We start from the raw sequence: 15,328 nt of genomic DNA on the forward strand, positions 1-15,328 counted from the left end.
AGGTGGGAAGCACTCGCGCCGTGCATAGGGTCAAGCTGTTTTGGGAATGCTGCTCCGCCGTCATTCCGGGGCGCGCCACTTGGCGCGAGCCCGGAATCCATCGGGCGACAAACTCTTCCGCGCGATGGATTCCGGGCTCATCGCTTCGCGATGCCCCGGAATGACGCGGAGAGATTACGCGCTCGCCGCCACGCCCTCCGCCGCCGGTCGGAAGTTCGCAAAATCCCAGTTGCGGCCCGGTGCCGCATCCAGCAGCGCCCTGGTGTAGGCCTCCCTCGGATGCGTCAGCACTTCGGCGGCGGGGCCCTGTTCGACGACGCGGCCGTGCTGCATCACCACGACCTCGTCGCAGATTTGCGCGGCGACGCGCAGGTCGTGGGTGATGAACAGGATGGCGATGCCGAGCCGCTTCTGGATCTCGTCGAGCAGTTCCAGCACCTGGGCCTGCACCGAGACGTCGAGCGCGGAGACCGCCTCGTCCGCGACCAGCACGTCAGGATCGAGCGCGAGCGCGCGCGCAATGGCGATGCGCTGGCGCTGGCCGCCGGAGAACTGGTGCGGATAGCGCGACACCGCGTCGGGAGGCAGGCCGACCAGCTCGAGCAATTCGCGCGCCCGCTTCATCGCATCAGCGTGCGAGATGCCGTAATTGATCGGGCCTTCGGCGATGCTCTCGCCGACGGTGACGCGCGGGTTGAGCGAGCGGTAGGGATCCTGGAATACGATCTGGATCTTCTGCCGGTGCGGCTGGAGCAGGCGGCGCGAGATGTCCGAGATCTCGCGGCCGGCAAGCCGCACGCCGCCGGAGGTCGGATCGATCAGGCGCACGATGCAGCGCGCCACCGTCGACTTGCCGGAGCCGCTCTCGCCGACGATGCCGAGGGTGCGGCCCTTGCGCAGCGTCAGCGTCACCTTGTCGGCGGCGACGACCTCGCGGCCTTTGCCGAAGAAGGCGCGCTCCTTGTAGATCTTGCTGAGGTCATTGGTCTCGAGCACGACGGGCTCGCGGCTCTCCTCGCGCGGCCACCGCGGCACCAGGCTCGGCACCGACGCCAGCAGATTGCGGGTGTAGTCCATCGAGGGATTGCGCAACACGGTCTCGAGCGGGCCGGTCTCGACCAGCCGTCCCTGCCGCATCACCGCGACGCGGTCGGCGATCTCGGCGACCACGCCCATGTCATGGGTGATGAACAGCACGGCGGTGCCGTGATCACGCTGGAGGTCGCGGATCAACGTCAAAATCTGCTTCTGCGTGGTGACGTCGAGCGCGGTGGTCGGCTCGTCCGCGATCAGCAGTTTCGGCTCGAGCACCAGCGCCATCGCGATCATGATGCGCTGGCGCTGGCCGCCGGAGAGGCGATGCGGGTAGGAGGCGAAGATGCGCTCGACCTGGGGCAGGCGCACCTGCTCCATCATGTCGAGGATGCGTTTCTTGCGTGCTTTCGCATCGAGATCGGTGTGGGCGCGCAGCACCTCGTCGATCTGGCGGCCGACCGGCACCACCGGATTGAGCGCGGTCATCGGCTCCTGGAAGATCATCGCCATCTGCGTCGCGCGCAGCTGGCGCAGGCGGCGGTCGGTCGCGGTGAGCAGCTCCTCGCCGACCAGCTTGATACTGCCGGAGGTCGGCACCAGCGTGCCCTTCGGCAACAGGCCCATCGTGGTGAGCGAGGTCACCGACTTGCCCGAGCCGCTTTCGCCGACGAGGCACAGCGTCTCGCGCTCGCGCACCTGGATCGAGATGCCGTCGATGATCTTCGCGCCGCCGGGCTTCTTGCCGACGGAGACGACGAGGTTGTTGATGTCGAGAACGGGATTGGTCATCAGGTCACTCCGTCGTCATTGCGAGAAGCGAAGCGACGAAGCAATCCAGAATCTTTCCGCGGAGGCAGACTGGATTGCTTCGCTTCGCTCGCAATGACGGAACAAGGGGATGGGCCGGCGAAACAAATCACTTCCCCTCCCGCTGCTTCATGCGGGGATCGAGAGCGTCGCGGGCGGCGTCGCCGATCAGGTTGATGCTGAGGATGGCGATCGAGAGCAAAAGGCCCGGCCAGAAGATCAGCGACGGCTTGATCTGGAAGTACTGGCGGCCCTCGGCCATGATGTTGCCCCAGGTCGGCGTCTCCGGCGAGATGCCGGCGCCGAGGAAGGACAGGATGGCCTCGGTCAGGATCGCGGAGGCGCAGACATAGGTGCCCTGGACGATCAGCGGCGCGATCGTGTTCGGCATCAGATGCCGCCACATGATCTTCGGCAGGGACGAGCCGACCGAGATCGCAGCTTCCACATAGGGCTCCTCGCGCGCCGACAGCACGACCGAGCGCACCAGGCGCGCCACGCGCGGAATTTCAGGGATGGTGATCGCGACCAGCACGGTCCAGATGCTGGCGCCGGACAGCGACACCACGGCGATCGCGAGCAGGATGCTCGGCATCGCCATCAGGCCGTCCATGATGCGCATCATGACCGCGTCGACCAGCTTGAAGAAGCCGGAGACGAGACCGATGATGAGGCCAATGGCGATCGACAGGATCGCCGAGCCGATGCCGATCAGCAGCGACACGCGGCCGCCATAGACGACGCGCGACAGCAGGTCACGGCCGTAGGCGTCAGTGCCGAGCAGGTACTGCGCCGAGGACGGCTTCAGCCGCTGCGAGGGCGCAAGCTGGATCGGGTCGTGCGGCGCGATCAGCGGCGCCAGGATCGAGATCAGCACGATCAGGGCGAGCAGCACCGTGGCCACCGCGATGATCGGCGTCGAGGTGAGGAATCCGAATCGCGGCCGCAGCGGCGAGGTGATCGGAATGGAGGACCGGGGAAGGCTATCGACAGACATTGTTGTTATCCTTAGCCCTAGTACCGGATCCGGGGATCGAGCAGCGTGTAGGCAACGTCGATCAGGAGGTTGACGACGACATAGATCAGCGACGTCAAAAGGATCATCGCCTGGATCACCGGATAGTCGCGCGCCAGCACCGCATCGACGGTGAGGCGGCCGATGCCGGGGATGTTGAAGACGCTCTCGGTGACGACGACGCCGGAGATCAGCAGCGCAAAGCCGGTGCCGATCACGGTGATCACGGGCACGGCGGCGTTGCGCAGCGCGTGCCGCATCATGACCGCGACCTCGTTGATGCCCTTCGCGCGCGCCGTGCGGACGTAGTCCTCGCCGAGCACGTCGAGCATGGCGGCGCGCGTCATGCGCGCGATCAGCGCGATGTAGATGAAGGAGAGGGCGCAGGTCGGCAGGATGATGCGCTCGAAGAACGGACCGAAGCCGTTCGAGATGCTCTTGAAGCCCTGTACCGGCACCCAGCGGAGGTCGATGGCGAAGACCTCGATCAGGATGTAGCCGACCACGAACACCGGCACCGAGAAGCCGAGCACCGACAGGCCCATCACGAAACGGTCGATCCAGGTGCCGTGCTTCCACGCCGCGATCACGCCCAGGGGCACGGCGACGATGACGGCGAGGATGATGGTGCACAGCGCGATCGAGATCGACGGCTCGACGCGCTGGCCGATCATCTTCATCACCGGCAGGTTGGAGATCAGCGATGTGCCGAGGTCGCCGTGCAAGAGCTTGTTCACCCAGGTGATGAACTGCACGATCAGCGGCTCGTTGAGGCCGAGCGAGGCGCGGATGCGCTCCAGCCGTTCCGGCGTCGCGTTGTCGCCGGCGAGAATCGCGGCGGGATCGCCGGGGGTGAGGCGCAGCAGGAGGAAGACGAACAGCGCCACGACGCCCATCACGGGCACGGCGGCGAAAATTCGGCGAACGAGATATCCCAGCAAGTTGGATCCGTCAGATTAGAGACAAATTGTGGCAGGGCCTTCGGCAGGTTGCCATCAGCCTAACATTTCAGCAATTCCCGTGCCATCCGGGCCCGGTTCCTAGGTGGTCGTCATGCCCGGGCTTGACCCGGGCATCCACGTCTTTCTTCGCGTCCGTTCGCAAAGGCGTGGATGGCCGGGTCAAGCCCGGCCATGACGGGGCGCGGTGCATCACTCCAGCGTCGCCAGCAGGCCCGCCATCAGCCGGCCGCGCTCGACCAGGCTTTCGACCTCGATATACTCTTCCAGCGTGTGGCCGTTGCCGCCACGCACGCCCAGGCCGTCGAGCGTCGGAATCCCCATGGCGCCGGTGAAGTTGCCGTCGGAGCCGCCGCCGGCGCTGGCATGCGGCAACTCGGCGCCGAGCGACTTGGCGACGCCGCGCGCCTTTTCATAGAGCGCCATGGTGCCGGCATCCGGTTCCCACACCGGACGCGTCACGCCGCGCGTGACCTTGAAGGCGACGTCGTTGGTGGTGCCAGACAGCGCCAGCATCCGCTCGACGCCGCGATCGAGATCGGCCTGGCGCTTGGCCATGGAGAGTGCTTCGCCGGTCGCGGTCGTGGCAACGCAATTGACCCATTGCCCGCCATGCACGACGCCGACCGAGAAGGTGCAATCCTCCGTCGTCATCGCGTCGATGGCGAGAATTTGCCGGGCCATCTCGCGGATCGCCGAGCGTCCCGCCGACAATGTCGCGCCGGCGTGGCTCGGCCGGCCCGTCGCCTCGAGATTGAATCGTGCGATGGCGTAACGTCCGGTGGTGACGCCGTTGTCGGCGCGGCCGGGCTCGGGCACCAGCACATATTTGTTGCGCGCGGCTTCCGCCTCGATGATGTCGCGCGTCGAGGGCGTGCCGACTTCCTCGTCCGGCGTGAACAGCACGGTGATCGGCAGCGGCGTGGTGAAGGCGGCGCGCGCCAGCTGCCGGATCGCTTCCAGCGAGAGGTAGTTGCCGCCCTTCATGTCGTAGATGCCGGGGCCGTAGCACTTGTTGCCCTCGCGCCGCCATTTCAGCTTCTCGATGGTGCCGACCGGGTGGACGGTATCCATGTGGCCGGCGATCAGGATGCCGGGTTCGCCCTGCTTCGGGTGCGGGAAGCGCGCGCGGACGACGCCGCCGAAGCCCTGGCGGCCGGCGATGCGTTCGATCGTCGCACCCATGATCGCCATATCCCGCGCTGCGATATCGAGCATGCGGTTGACCGCATCTGCGTCCCATGTCGGGCTTTCGCATTCCACCCAGGTGCGCAGGCCCGCGAGCATGGCCTCGGAATCGAAGGGAAGATTGGCTGGATTCATCTCAATGTCTCTCAGGCTTCGAAAGTGGAACGCGCATTGCATCGGTGCAGCGGGACGAACGAAGAGAGTTGTAGAGCCAAATCGATCCTTGTGGAGCCCGTGCGCGCGCCGCCAGGGCTTGCAGTGAAACCGGATTGACGGGCTCAAGACTGTCTGCAAGTCTCGAAAAGATAAAGGCATTGCATGAGGTTGGTTCGCCCAAAGAACGGACCGGATGCTCAACCAATAACCTGCCTTTGAACAGTTTCACGTCAGGAGAAACTTTCCATGTTCCACTTCATGCGCCGGAGGCCTCGCGCGTTTGCCTCCAAACTTGCGCTGTCGGTCGTCGCGCTTTCGGTCGGCCTGGCTTCGCCGGTGCTTGCGGCCGACAAGACCATCACGGCCGTGATGCATTCGGACCTGCGCATCATCGATCCGATCTTCACCACAGCCTACATCACGCGCGACCATGGCTACATGGTCTACGACACGCTGGTGGCCACCGATTCGAATTTCAAGGTCCAGCCGCAGATGGCGGACTGGAAGGTCTCCGACGACAAGCTCACCTACACCTTCACCCTGCGCGACGGCCTGAAGTGGCATGACGGCGCGCCGGTGACGGCGGAAGACTGCGTCGCCTCGCTCAAGCGCTGGGCTGCGGTCGACGGCATGGGCCAGAAGCTGATGGACTTCACCGCGAGCCTCGAGGCGACCGATGCCAAGACCATCACGCTGAAGCTGAAGGAGCCCTATGGCCTCGTGCTGGACTCCATCGGAAAGCCTTCCTCGCGCGTCGCCTTCATGATGCCGAAGCGTCTTGCCGAGACGCCGCCGGACAAGCAGATCCCCGAGCAGATCGGCTCCGGCCCCTTCAAGTTCGTGCAGTCGGAATTCCAGCCGGGCGTGAAGGCGGTCTACGTCAAGAATACCGACTACGTGCCGCGCAAGGAGCCGTCGAGCTGGACCTCCGGCGGCAAGGTGGTGAAGGTCGACCGCGTCGAGTGGATCACCATGCCGGACTCGCAGACGGCCGTGAACGCGTTGCAGTCGGGCGACATCGATTTCGTGGAAAATCTGCCCTACGACATGCTGCCGGTGCTGGAAGCGAACAAGGAGCTCATGATCGACGTCTCCAACAAGTTCGGGTACCAGACGCTCGGGCGCATGAACTTCCTCTATCCGCCGTTCGACAACGTCAAGGTGCGCCGCGCCGCCTTCCTGGCGATGAACCAGAAGGACGTGCTCGACGCGCTGATTGGCAACGCCAAATATCAGAAAGTCTGCGGCGCGTTCTTCGTCTGCGACACGCCGCTCGCGACCGACGTCGGAGCCGAGACCCTGATCAAGGGCAACGGCATGGCGGAAGCCAAGAAGGCGCTCGCCGAATCCGGCTATGACGGCACGCCGGTGGTGATCATGGGCCCCGGCGACGTCACCACGCTGAAGGCGCAGCCGATCGTGGCGGCCCAGCTCCTGCGCGAAGCCGGCTTCAAGGTCGACTTCCAGGCGACCGACTGGCAGACCGTGGTGAGCCGCCGCGCCAGCCAGAAGCCGCCGAAGGAGGGCGGCTGGAACATGTTCTTCACCAACTGGGTTGCGGCCGACGTCTCCAACCCGATCGCCAATCTCTCGATCGGCGGTCAGGGCAAGAAGGGCTGGTTCGGCTGGGCGGAAAACGCCAAGATCGAGCAGCTCAAGGATGCCTTCGTCCGCGCGGCTTCGCTCGACGATCAGAAGAAGATCGCGACCGAGATCCAGAAGGAGGCCTATGACCAGGTGATCTACATTCCGCTCGGTCAGTATCTTCTGCCGAGCGGCTGGCGCAAGTCGCTCACCGGCGTCCTCGACGGCCCGGCAACCCCGGTGTTCTGGAACATCGACAAGTCCGAGTGAGGCGAGGGCACGCCCCGCATCCTTCGTACCGATCGTCACGCGGCGCCGCTGTCACCGGCGGCGCCGCTCGCCAGGAGATTTCCAGGCGAACTTCCCAAGGAGAACTTGCCAAGAGAGCCCTCAAGAAAACTTGCCGGGAGAACTTCAGTGTTCCAACTCATGCGCCGGTGGCGTCGGACGTTCGCCTCCATACTTGCGATTTCAGTCGTGGCGCTTTCGGCACTAGCCTCGCCAGCTCTTGCCGCAGGCAAGACCATCACCGCCGTGATGCATTCGGATCTGCGCGTCCTCGATCCGATTTTCACCAGCGCCTATATCTCGCGTGATCATGGCTACATGATCTACGACACGCTGATCGCGACGGATGCGAACTTCAAGATCCAGCCGCAGATGGCGGACTGGAAGATCTCCGACGACAAGCTGACCTACACCTTCACGCTGCGCGATGGCCTGAAGTGGCATGACGGCACGCCGGTCACCGCGGAAGATTGCGTTGCTTCGCTGAAGCGCTGGGCCGTTGTCGATAGCATGGGGCAGCAGATGATGCTGTTCACCGCGAGCATCGAGGCGACCGATGCCAAGACCATCACGCTGAAGCTGAAGGAGCCGTACGCGCTCGTGCTGGAAGCGATCGGCAAGCCGTCCTCGCGGGTGGCTTTCATGATGCCAAAGCGCCTCGCCGAGACGCCGGCGGACAAGCAGATCTCCGAGCAGATCGGCTCCGGCCCCTTCAAGTTCGTGCAGTCGGAATTCCAGCCCGGGGTGAAGTCGGTCTACGTCAAGAACACCGATTACGTGCCGCGCAAGGAGCCGGCGAGCTGGACCGCCGGCGGCAAGGTCGCGAAGGTCGATCGCGTCGAATGGATTACGATGCCGGACCCGCAGACAGCGTTGAACGCGCTGCAGTCGGGCGACATCGATTTCATGGAAAATCCCGCGATCGAAATGTTGCCCACCATCGAAGCCGACAAGGAGCTCAAGCTCGAGATCCTGAACAAGTTCGGCTTCCAGACGGGCGCTCGGATGAACTTCCTTCATCCGCCATTCGATAACGTCAAGGTCCGTCGCGCAGCACTCCTGGCCGTCAACCAGAAGGACGTGCTCGATGCGCTGATCGGCAATCCCAAGTACTACAAGGCTTGCGCGGCGGTCTTCATCTGCGACACGCCGTTCGCGACGGACCTTGGCGGCGAGACGCTTGCCAAGGGCGGCGACATGGCTGCGGCCAGGAAGGCGCTCGCCGAGTCCGGTTACGATGGGACGCCCGTCGTGCTCATGGCGCCGGGCGACGTGCTGACACTGAAGGCCCAACCGATCGTGGTGGCCCAGCAACTGCGCGAAGCCGGCTTCACGGTCGATTTACAGGCCACCGACTGGCAGACGGTGGTGAGCCGGCGCGCCAGCCAGAAGCCCCCGAAAGAGGGCGGCTGGAACATGTTCATCACCAACTGGGTCAGCGCCGACGTGTCGAACCCGATCTCCAACATTGCTGTCGGCGGGCAGGGCAAGAAGGGCGGCTGGTTCGGCTGGGCGGAGGATGCCAGGGTGGAGCAGCTCAAGGACGCCTTCGTTCGCGCGGCCTCGCTCGACGATCAGAAGAAGATCGCGACCGAGATCCAGAAGGAGACCTATGACCAAGTGCTCTACGTCCCGCTGGGCCAGTTTCAGGCGCCGAGCGCGTGGCGCAAGTCGCTCTCCGGTGTGATCGACGGTCCAGCAACGCCGGTGTTCTGGAATATCGACAAGTCCGAGTAGGACTTGGGCCGACAAGGCGCAGCCGTGGCCTGATCGAGGCAAGCTGAACGAAAGCGAGGTCGTTCGCTGCCAGCTTGTCGTAGCGTGTTGCAACCCGACGGCAGAGACAAGGACTGAAGCAGATCTGGTCGTTGCGATTCCTTTTCGGCGGGATGTTGGCCCATGCGCTCTTTTTCATGGCCAGTCCCCTGATCCAGTCGGCGATCCTAGCCACGATCGGCAATCAGGCGTTTCGCGCCAGGAAAACTGCAGAAGGCTCCACCTCGATGAGGAACTCATCCTTGGCCAGGTTTGGCACTCCGATCCAGGTTGTGCACGGTGGATTATCGCCGAACGCCGCTTTGAGGGCACCGCTAATTGCTTTGCCTTCGTGTAGGTGACTCTGCTTGATGTAGAGCCGCAACGCACCGACCTGATCGAGCTTCGCACCAACCGATGCAAGCGCAACGCTAAGATTCTCTAGGCTCTTGCTGAGTTGACGGCCGATGTCGCCAGCGCCAACGACGTTCTGTTCTGCGTCCCAAGCAACCTGGCCGGACACATGCACAACGTCGCCAAACGGTGTGGGGACAGTAGCAACCTGCGCGAAACCGTAGCGCAAGCTATCGAAGATTCCGACAGGAACATGCACCGATCGGCTCATGAAGGCTCCCTTGGCGTTTGCTTGGCTTTTGTCGCATCACAGATGCTGCCGAAAGAATTGTACGACGCTTGCATTGAAGTCCCGGTGAAAGGCTGCTCGATCGAAGCCCGCCGGGTCTGTGCAGAAGCGCGGCAGCTCGGCGGCAAGCTCTGGCGAACACGGCGGGTGGAACGCGAAGTGGCCGGATGGCACGATATGAACCGCGGGTTGGCCAGGCAAAGCATTCAGGACGCGCGCAACGCCTTCCGGATCAACGCCTCGATCTTTGGCTCCCGATTCGGATCGCCAGACCTGCAATGGAATGTCGATTGATGACAACGTACTCCTTGTAAATGCGAAAGTCGGTGCAGGATCGGCAATGACGGCAGCCTTGATCCGAGTGTCTCGCGGCAGAGTCTTTGGGACATCGCCGCTCCGTACTTGCTCGCAGAAGCCAGAGTTGTTGGTGCAGGAAGACGCAGTCCTCTGGAAATCGAGACCGGCTCCTGCAAGCACCAACCCTGTGAACCCGCCCTTCGAAAAGCCGAAGAGGCCAATTTTGGACGAGTCGATTGCGTCGCGGTCTTTCCAGGACTTCAGCATAAAATCGATCAGGTGAACCATATCGGCCGGCCGGGAGGCCCAATTCGACAGACTCTCGCTCTGCGAGACATCGTTGCCGTTGTCCCCTGGATGACTGATGGCCGCGACGACAAAGCCGGCATCAGCCAACGCCTCTGCAGTGTCATGATGGAGGCCGAACCAGCCGCCTTGACCATGGGAGAAGACCACCAGAGGCAGCTTCGTGCCAGTCACGGGGCAATCCTTTGCTCCCTGTATCGTGTCGATGAACTTTAGCGTGAGTTTTCCGAGCGGCAGGGATTGCGGCTCTGCGGCGCACGGATACCAAACGGCGCCGGCCAGATTCGGATCAGAATCAAGAAGCTGGATGCCAGCCCCCCGCGCGGGACATTCCAAACAACAAAGCATCAGGTAACAAGCCAGCCATGTCTTGCGTCCCAAGGATGCCCCCTAGCTGCCAGATGTAGTTAACCGACGGCTCACCACAGGATTGTGTCGAAATCCGTTTTGTCCCGGACATCACGCGGCGTTGCTGTCATCAGCGGCGCCGCTTTGTTTTGTCAGCTTCGTGTCAGCTTTTAACCCTTCCAGTTTCTAATCATTGCTATTTGTTTCTGTCCTGAAATAGATGTGCGCAGCTTGCACACCACTTTCCTTCATAGCTTCCCGTGCCGATCGATTTTGCATTCCAGGCGATGGCCGAACGGTCGGATCGCGCGCCGGCGCCATGGCGCCGGCCATTCCTGCGTTGGCTCGACGCCGTCGAGACGGGCTGGGCCGTGCCGCTTCTCATTGCGTGCTTCGTTGCGATCTGGACGCTCTATCTCGCCATCGCCTATGCCGGAGGTGGCCTGCATCCCGACACGCTCGAGGCCTGGACGCTGGGCCGGAATTTCGAGTGGGGCTATCACAAGCATCCACCGCTGATGGGCTGGGTTGCCGCGAGCTGGACCTCGGTCTTTCCGCCGAGCGACTGGTCGCTGCAATTGATGTCGATGGTCAATGCGGGGGTGGCGTTGTTCTGCGTCGATCTGGTCGCGCGGCAGTTCGTGACCGGGCACAAGCGCATCCTGGTGCTGCTGCTGTTGATGCTGACGCCGGCCTATCAATTCCACGCACAGCGCTTCAACGCCAATTCGGTGCTGCTCGCGATCTGGCCGCTCGCGACCTGGTGCTTCCTGCGCGCGTTCGAGACGCGTACGGCGCCGTGGGCGTTTGCTGCGGGATTCACGACGGCGCTGGCGATGGTCGGCAAGTATTATTCGATCTTCCTGGTTGCGAGTTTCGCGTTTGCCGCGCTGGCTCATCCGGCGCGGCGCGCTTATTTCACCTCGGCTTCGCCCTGGATATCGGCCGCGACCGGGCTCGCCGTGCTGTCGCCGCACATCTATTGGCTCGCGACGACGGGCGCCTCGACCTTCACCTATGCGCTGGCCCACGCCAACGGCAATGCCGCGAGCTCGCTCATCGAGGTGAAAAACTTCGTGCTGGGACTGGCAGCGGCCATGGGCGTGTCCGCCGTGCTCTGGGTGTTGATCGCAGGGACACGGCTCAAACGGTTTCCGGCCGACTTCGCGGCCATGAGTCCGGCCCTGCGGCTTCTGTTCTATGTCGCGATCGGCACGATCGTGCTGCCGGTGCTGACGTCGCTCGCGATGAGAACGGATCTGCCCTCGCTATGGGCGCTGCAGGGATTGTTCCTGTTCGTCGTGCTGATCGTTTGCGGTGCGCGCTATCCGATCGAGCGCTTCTACACCGTCAATGTCACGGTGTTCGTCATCGGCGTTGCGCTCGCCGCCGTTCTGGTCGCCGCGCCGATCCACGCCGTCTATCGCAACAATCACGGCTACGAAGAGGGGCGGAATTTCTATGCGCCGGCGGCAAACGAGCTGACGCGGCAATGGTGCGAGCTGACCGGCGAACCGTTGAGCGCGGTGAGCGGCGACGATTCGCTGTCCTTTGCCACCGCGTTCTACAGCCCCGACCATCCCCGTTATGCGCGGCCGTTCGAGTATCAGTACAAATGGGGGCTTCCGCGCAAGACGACACTCGACCGCGGCTGGGCCGCGCTGTGCTTCAGCGACCAGGACAGTTGCGGCAAGTGGCTGGAATCGGTGTCCGGCCGAGCCGGGCACTTCGTCAAGCGCGAGTTCACCGTGCAGGCCACGCTGTGGGGAAGGCCCGGCGTCACGCGGGATGTCGTGGCGCTGATGGTGCCGCCGCGCGACAACAGTGCAGCGCCTGCGAGCACGGCCGACGAGTTCGGTGCCAGCAGGCGTGCCGCGCCTTAAGCTTCAGCAGTGGCTGTCGCGCACCTGCTCGAGGCCCTCGCTCGCAAAGGGGGGAGTGAATGCCGCTTGATCGGCGTTCGGCACTGATTGCTTCGTTGCCTGACGATCCCTGTCGGTACGGTCTTCGCGATGTTCCAGTTCCATTGAGGCAGCCTTTCGAAATTGCTGCAGTACAACATCGACGCGGCCGGGAAGTTCCTCAACCGACGGGACGGTGATGCGGCCGAAACAGCCGTCCCTTTTCCACCACCAGCACGATCGCGAGCGCGGCCAGCGTCGACAGGAAGAAGCCGATCGAGAACGGCAGCAGCGTGCCGTCAAAGCTCTGGCCGATCGCCATGCCGACCACGATGCCGATCAGTGTCGTGATCGAGCCGTAGAGCGAAGAGGCGGTGCCGGCGATGTGTCCCTGCGGCTCCATCGCCAGGGCGGTGAAGTTGGCCACCATCATGCCGAACGAGAACATCATCAGCGCCGAGAGCACCATGAACAGGGAAAGCGGCAGCACGCCGAGACTTTCCGTCAGCAGCATGATTCCGGCCACCGCGGCATAGAGGCTCAGCGCGCCATGCGAGATCACGCGCATGCCGAGCCGTCCGACCAGCTGCGCATTGAGGAAGCCGGCCACCGCCGTGCCGGCCGCGATCGCGGCGAAGGCGAGCGGGAAGTAATCGCCGAGGTGATAGACGCCGGTGAACACCTGCTGCGCGCAGAACACATAGGCGAACAGCGCGCCGATGACGCTGCCGGCGGCGGTCGCATAGCCGATGGTCTGGCGATTGGTGACGGTCTGCCGGAACGCCGAGAGCACGTCGGCCGGCGCCAGCGACCTGCGCTCCGACTCGGGGAGGGTTTCGGGGAGCCGCAGCACGCACCATGCGAGCGCGAGCAGGCCGTAGAGCATCAGCACGACGAAGATGCCGCGCCATGCCGTCACCAGCAGCACCGCCTGTCCGAACGAGGGCGCGATCACGGGCACCGCGATGAACACCATCATGGCGAGCGACATCACGCTCGCCATGCGGCGGCCGACATAGCAGTCGCGCACGATCGAGGTCGCGATCACGCGCGTGGCCGAGGTGCCGAGCCCTTGCAGCGCGCGCGCCAGCAGCAGCGTCTCGAACGACGGCGCGGCGACCGCCAGCACGCTCGCGACCGCATAGACCGCCATGCCGCCGAGCAGCACCGGGCGGCGGCCGAAGCGGTCCGACAACGGGCCCATCACGAACTGGCCCGCGCCGAAGCCGATCAGGAAGGTCGACAGCACCAGCTGGAGATGGTTGGCGACGGGAATCTTGAAGGCAGCCCCGATATTGGGCAGCGCCGGCAGCATCATGTCCATCGCAAGCGGATTCAGCGCCATGATGGACGCGATCACGATGACGAATTCGGGAAAACCCATGGGACGGTGTCCGGAGGACACCCAATCGTCGGCATTGACGTCGGACAAGCAGCTCACCTCTGAAAATCAGGGGCTTTTTGAGCGGTTATGCTGCGTCGCACAACCCATGTTTCGGGATGGCAGGCCGGCGGAACCGCGGCGGACACGACTTGGTGAAGCGGCTCTAGGCGTGACCCGTCTTCCGGGCCGCCTCGACCAGGCCGAGCGCCAGCGCGCCGGCCGTCTCTACATAAGCGAGATCGCGATGGATCAGCATCACGGTCGTGGCGCCGTCGAGCAGGATCAGGAGCTGGCGTGCGAGCGCGGCCGCGCCGGGAACGCCATGCTGCGTCAGCTCCGCCTCTAGCCAGGCTTCGAAGCGCTTCTTGTGCGCGGCGCCGGCCTTGACGGCCGGATGGGCCGGCGTGTTGGCGAGCTCGGCGATGGTGCGCAGGAAGCCGCAGCCGCGCCAGCGCGGGGTGTCGACGGAGCGCCCGAGCTTGACGAAGAGGCCTCGGACCTTTTCGGCCACGGTGCCGTCGGTCTCGGCGAACCAGCGCTTGTAGAGCTCCAGCGTCGGCTGGTCCCTGGCGGCGATGGTCTCGGCGACGAGCTCGTCCTTGCTGGTGAAGTGATAGTAGAGCGTCTTCTTGGTGACGCCGGCCTTCTCGGCGACGGCGTCCATGCTCACCGCCCTGATGCCCTCGCCATAGAACAGGCGCGTCGCCGCGACGACGATCTGCTCGCGTGTGCTGTCACCCTTCTCGGACATCAGCAATGTATACTGCCTAGTGAGTATACACGACAAGGCCGCTGTGGCTGACTTCCGGACCCAATTCGACCTGGAAGGAGCGGCCACTTGTCCGACTTGATACTCTGCGAAACGCGCGGCGCCGTCGCGTTGCTGACGTTGAACCGTCCGAGCAAGCTCAATGCGCTGAGCTACGCGCTGATCGACCGCCTGATGGCGATCCTCGACCGCATCGAGGACGATGCCGCTATCCGCGCTGTCGTCCTGACCGGCGCAGGCGAGCGCGCCTTCTCGGCCGGCGCCGACATCGCCGAGTTCTCGGAGAGCGTCAGGTGCGGCCCTGACGCTGCGGCAAAAGCCTTCGTGCGGCGCGGGCAGGGCATGACGGCGCGCATGGAGGCGTTTCCGAAGCCGATCATCGCCGCCGTCAACGGCATCGCCTTCGGCGGCGGTTGCGAGATTACCGAAGCGGTGCATCTGGCGATCGCCAGCGAACGGGCGAGCTTTGCCAAACCCGAGATCGCCATCGGCATCACGCCGACCTTTGGCGGCACGCAGCGCCTGCCGCGGCTCGCAGGCCGCAAGCGCGCGCTGGAATATCTTTTGACCGGCGATTCCTTTTCACCGCAGCGAGCCCTGGAGATGGGATTGGTCAACCGCATCGTGCCGCATGAGCAGCTCCTCGACGCAGCCTTCGCGCTGGCCGACCGCATCACGCGGCACTCGCACCTCGCGGTCGCCCGTATCATCACGGCCGCGACGCGGGGTCTCAACAGCTCGATCTCGGAAGGCCTCGCCATCGAGAGCGAGCAGTTCGCGCGCATGGCGGCGACGCAGGACACCCGCGAAGCGCTCGATGGCTGGCTCGCCGCCCGCGGCTCGCGCTAGAGCGCGTTTGCGCGGAGATCATGCTCAAACAATAACCTAAAGCG

General features: G+C 64.1%; 12 protein-coding genes and 1 pseudogene. 4 read left to right on the forward strand and 9 right to left on the reverse strand.

The features are described from left to right. Positions 1-174 precede the first annotated feature (174 nt). The 4 genes from QA642_RS19570 to QA642_RS19585 all read right to left on the reverse strand — a co-directional run bounded on the left by QA642_RS19570 (position 175) and on the right by QA642_RS19585 (position 5,139). Positions 175-1,824, reverse strand: coding sequence for an ABC transporter ATP-binding protein (locus QA642_RS19570; protein ID WP_283086087.1), 1,650 nt, complete (start codon positions 1,822-1,824; stop codon positions 175-177). Positions 1,825-1,951: 127 nt separating this feature from the next. Continuing rightward, entirely contained in the window at positions 1,952-2,839 is an 888-nt protein-coding gene (locus tag QA642_RS19575; RefSeq protein WP_283086088.1) for an ABC transporter permease, read from the reverse strand. 17 nt (positions 2,840-2,856) lie between these two features. Next, positions 2,857-3,798: an ABC transporter permease gene (locus tag QA642_RS19580; protein WP_283086089.1), complete on the reverse strand. Its 942-nt coding sequence runs from the start codon at positions 3,796-3,798 to the stop codon at positions 2,857-2,859. A 210-nt stretch (positions 3,799-4,008) separates the two neighbouring features. Continuing rightward, a complete protein-coding gene (locus QA642_RS19585) occupies positions 4,009-5,139 on the reverse strand; it encodes a M20/M25/M40 family metallo-hydrolase (RefSeq protein ID WP_283086090.1) in 1,131 nt (376 codons plus the stop codon). A gap of 267 nt (positions 5,140-5,406) precedes the next feature. On the opposite strand from QA642_RS19585, the gene QA642_RS19590 reads away from it, so the two are divergent. Beyond that, a complete protein-coding gene (locus QA642_RS19590) occupies positions 5,407-7,014 on the forward strand; it encodes an ABC transporter substrate-binding protein (RefSeq protein ID WP_283086091.1) in 1,608 nt (535 codons plus the stop codon). A 147-nt stretch (positions 7,015-7,161) separates the two neighbouring features. Continuing rightward, complete coding sequence (locus QA642_RS19595) at positions 7,162-8,769, forward strand: ABC transporter substrate-binding protein (protein WP_283086092.1); 1,608 nt, start codon at positions 7,162-7,164, stop codon at positions 8,767-8,769. Positions 8,770-8,803: 34 nt separating this feature from the next. Here the strand turns inward: QA642_RS19595 and QA642_RS19600 are convergent. From QA642_RS19600 to QA642_RS19610, 3 genes and pseudogenes are all read right to left on the reverse strand, one after another. Next, positions 8,804-8,926, reverse strand: a pseudogene (locus QA642_RS19600) (IS5/IS1182 family transposase); the annotation flags it as partial. A 66-nt stretch (positions 8,927-8,992) separates the two neighbouring features. After that, positions 8,993-9,412 (reverse strand): Rid family hydrolase, encoded by a 420-nt coding sequence (locus QA642_RS19605; protein WP_283086093.1) that lies wholly within the window; start codon positions 9,410-9,412, stop codon positions 8,993-8,995. A 36-nt stretch (positions 9,413-9,448) separates the two neighbouring features. Next, entirely contained in the window at positions 9,449-10,414 is a 966-nt protein-coding gene (locus QA642_RS19610; protein ID WP_283086094.1) for a hydrolase, read from the reverse strand. A 254-nt stretch (positions 10,415-10,668) separates the two neighbouring features. Between QA642_RS19610 and QA642_RS19615 the strand changes: the two genes are divergently transcribed. After that, the gene (locus QA642_RS19615; RefSeq protein WP_283086927.1) at positions 10,669-12,264 is read left to right on the forward strand and encodes a glycosyltransferase family 39 protein; all 1,596 of its coding nucleotides are present in this window, start codon (positions 10,669-10,671) and stop codon (positions 12,262-12,264) included. Positions 12,265-12,463: 199 nt separating this feature from the next. Here QA642_RS19615 and QA642_RS19620 read toward each other — a convergent pair whose 3' ends face one another. Continuing rightward, positions 12,464-13,714: a multidrug effflux MFS transporter gene (locus tag QA642_RS19620; protein ID WP_283086095.1), complete on the reverse strand. Its 1,251-nt coding sequence runs from the start codon at positions 13,712-13,714 to the stop codon at positions 12,464-12,466. 115 nt (positions 13,715-13,829) lie between these two features. Further along, positions 13,830-14,417, reverse strand: coding sequence for a TetR/AcrR family transcriptional regulator (locus tag QA642_RS19625; protein ID WP_283086096.1), 588 nt, complete (start codon positions 14,415-14,417; stop codon positions 13,830-13,832). A gap of 87 nt (positions 14,418-14,504) precedes the next feature. Here QA642_RS19625 and QA642_RS19630 point away from each other — a divergent pair, with 87 nt between their 5' ends. Further along, a complete protein-coding gene (locus tag QA642_RS19630; protein WP_283086097.1) occupies positions 14,505-15,284 on the forward strand; it encodes a crotonase/enoyl-CoA hydratase family protein in 780 nt (259 codons plus the stop codon). Positions 15,285-15,328 lie beyond the last annotated feature (44 nt).

Origin of the sequence: Bradyrhizobium sp. CB2312 (genome assembly GCF_029714425.1) — a bacterium.
In the GTDB taxonomy this organism is placed as follows: Bacteria; Pseudomonadota; Alphaproteobacteria; order Rhizobiales; family Xanthobacteraceae; genus Bradyrhizobium.